Annotated in this window: 4 protein-coding genes; 3 read left to right on the forward strand and 1 reads right to left on the reverse strand. The window is 46.9% G+C overall.

Translation table 11 applies throughout. The annotated features are described in order from the left end of the window. Together Q0314_RS09755 and Q0314_RS09760 are read left to right on the forward strand one after the other, a co-directional pair. On the forward strand, nt 1–1,196 hold a 1,196-nt coding region (locus Q0314_RS09755), incomplete at its 5' end, for an NFACT RNA binding domain-containing protein (RefSeq protein ID WP_298058591.1). Between the two features lie 14 nt (nt 1,197–1,210). Then, a complete protein-coding gene (locus Q0314_RS09760; protein WP_298058593.1) occupies nt 1,211–1,567 on the forward strand; it encodes a hypothetical protein in 357 nt (118 codons plus the stop codon). A gap of 158 nt (nt 1,568–1,725) precedes the next feature. Here Q0314_RS09760 and Q0314_RS09765 read toward each other — a convergent pair whose 3' ends face one another. Further along, nucleotides 1,726–1,947 (reverse strand): hypothetical protein, encoded by a 222-nt coding sequence (locus Q0314_RS09765; protein WP_298058595.1) that lies wholly within the window; start codon nt 1,945–1,947, stop codon nt 1,726–1,728. A 136-nt stretch (nt 1,948–2,083) separates the two neighbouring features. On the opposite strand from Q0314_RS09765, the gene Q0314_RS09770 reads away from it, so the two are divergent. Beyond that, a partial coding sequence (locus tag Q0314_RS09770) for a phosphatidate cytidylyltransferase (protein ID WP_298058597.1) occupies nt 2,084–2,742 on the forward strand: 659 nt, incomplete at its 3' end.

Below are 2,742 nucleotides of genomic sequence, written 5' to 3' on the forward strand. Positions count from 1 at the left end.
TCGACCTTAGCAAATCTGACTCCGCGATCTACGCAAATCCCGATTTTCTAAACATCAAAGAGTACAAAGCGCCCTTTGACGTCGCGCTTAAAAAGAGGTTCTGGGGAGCTAAAATTTTAAATTTAAGCGTGCCCGAGGGAAATAGAATTTTAAAGCTGGAGTGCGAATTCCAAGGCTCGTATAAGAGCCTGGCTTCAAGCCTATTTTTGGAGTTTACGGGGCGCTTTACCAACGCGATCATCACGGACGAAAAGGGCGTCATCGTCGAGGCTTTGCGCCATATAGATAATAATTTTCGCGTGATAAAACCGGGGCGCGAGCTGCTTGAGCTGCCGCCTGCAACGATAAAAGAGCGCCAGACGCCGCCGATAACGGATTTTGAGCGATATTTTAGCGAGGAATTTAAGCGCGTAAATAACGCAAAGCTAGAAAATCTGCGCGCCGTAAAATCGGCCGCGATAGAGCGAAAAATGCAAAATTTAAGCGAGATTTTATCGGGGCTTGAAAACGAAGCGGATCTAAATGCGCAAAGCGAAATTTTAAGCAAAAACGCGGGGCTGATCCTGTCAAATTTGCACGCGTTAAGGGACTACGAGCGCGAGGTAACGCTAAATGATTTCGAGCGAGGCGAGGTGCGGCTCGTGCTGGATGATAGCCCCAAAATCGCCGCAAACGCGATGTTTGCCAAAGCAAAAAGGCTAAAGCAAAAGGCAGCCGGGCTAATCATCGAGCGGCAAAATTTGACCGAAAAGCTGGAGTTTTTATCAAATTTACAAACGCTCGTAAATGAAGCAAAAAGCGCAGAAGAGCTAGAAATCCTAGCGCCTAAAAAAGCCCGCGCCGTAAAGCAAAAAGAGCAAAATCAAAACGTCGAGGATTTTTACGTCGAAGGCTATAAAATCAGCATCGGACGCAACGAAAAAGGCAACGTCTGGCTGCTAAAAAACTCGAAAAAAGACGACGTCTGGATGCATCTAAAAGACCTACCGTCCGCGCACGTCATCATCAAAACCGCAAAAAGCGCTCCAAGCGAGGAAATTTTGAGATTTGCGGCGAAAATTTGCGTAAATTTTAGCGTCAAAGGCGGCGGGACGTACGAGGTTGATTTTACCAAACGTAACAACGTCAAAATTACGAGCGGCGCAAATGTAAACTATATTAATTTTAAGACGATATTAGTAACAAAGCACGACTAAAACAGGAGGCGAAAATGGCTGTAACACCCCTTGGCAACACGATTTTTATCAATCAAAACGTAAATATGGTCTCAAACAAGGTCGCCGACGTCCAAAATAGATTTGACCTGCAAAATCTCGCCGCCGCATCGCTAGCAAGCGACGAAAAACAAGAGGTCTCCGAGGTGCGACCGACCGAGGAAACCTACAAAATCGACCCCAAAAACGAGCACGAAAAACACAAGGGTAGGCAGGAGCAGGGCGAGCTCGCCTCGGAGCAAAACGGCGAAAACTCCGACTCTGACGGCGATGAAAACTCCGAAGAGCACATCGCGGCTAACGACTTCCCACAGGCGTCGCCCGTATTTCAGCATCTTGATCTTAAAATTTAATCTTTTCCACTCAAATTTGACTGGGCTTTTTTGCTGCTCGGCGGTCAAATTTGACTTTAAATTTGAGCCGTTTTCTGCGCAAATTTAAGCTTTCATCTTTTTAATATCGCGAACGTAAAATTTAAAGCGTAATAAATCGGCTCGTTTCAGGCGTAAATTTAGCGTCCGAGGTATCTGCCGCGGGAAAGCGGTGCATAGCAGCCAAATGCGTGAACGCGTCGAGCGTTAGTCGGCACCGCCTGTGGTGCGGGTGCGGAGCAAATTTTATCTGATTTTAAATTTGATACTTCGTTTTTTGGCAAGCATAAAATTTGGCGCAGGCTGTCAAATTTACGCCAGGTATAGCGCTGCGCTCGGTAAAATTTGTCAAAAATCGTCAAATTTGTTGCTCGCTTCAAGCAAAAATAAACCTTCAAATTTAACCGTCCCCCAAAGCCCGCAAGCGTAAATTCGCCTCAAATTTCAGCGCTTTTAAGCGAAAATTTTATACAATTATTACTCAAAAAAGGAAAAATCATGAAAACGCGTATAATCACCGGCGTCGCGCTATTTGCAGCGGTTTTGGTCATCTTTTTCGTTGATAGTTATCTGTTAAATTTCGCCATTTTAGGCTTCGTGCTTTATACGGCCTTTGGCGAAGCGCAAAAGCTCTACGGCCTGCAGGGCGGCTCTCTTGCGCTCATAGCGATTATTTTTTACCTACTTACGCCCTTTTCAAACCCCGTGTTTATCGCTATTTTAGCGGTCTTGCTCGTTGTTAGTTTTCTCGCGCACTTTAAGAGCGAAAATCTAACGCCCGCGCTGCCGTTTTTGTATCCGATGACGCCGATTTTTCTCATCTGGATGCTTTATTCGCTCTACGGCGTGGGCTACTTGGCGTGGCTGATTTTAACGGTCGTGGCGTGCGATAGCGGGGCGTTTTTCGTCGGCAAATTTTGCGGCAAACACGCCTTTAGCGAGACATCGCCTAATAAAACCTGGGAAGGCGTAGTAGGCGGCATCGCCGTAGCTACGGTCTTTGGCGCGGGTTTTGGCTGGGTGCTAACAGATAGCTTTTGGCATAGCCTCATCACGGCGTTTTTGGTTGCGGTTTTCGGCGTGTGGGGCGATCTTTTCGAGAGCTACTTAAAGCGTCGCGCGGGCGTCAAAGATAGTGGCACGCTGCTACCGGGCCA

The organism is uncultured Campylobacter sp., assembly GCF_938040115.1.
Lineage (GTDB): Bacteria > Campylobacterota > Campylobacteria > Campylobacterales > Campylobacteraceae > Campylobacter_A.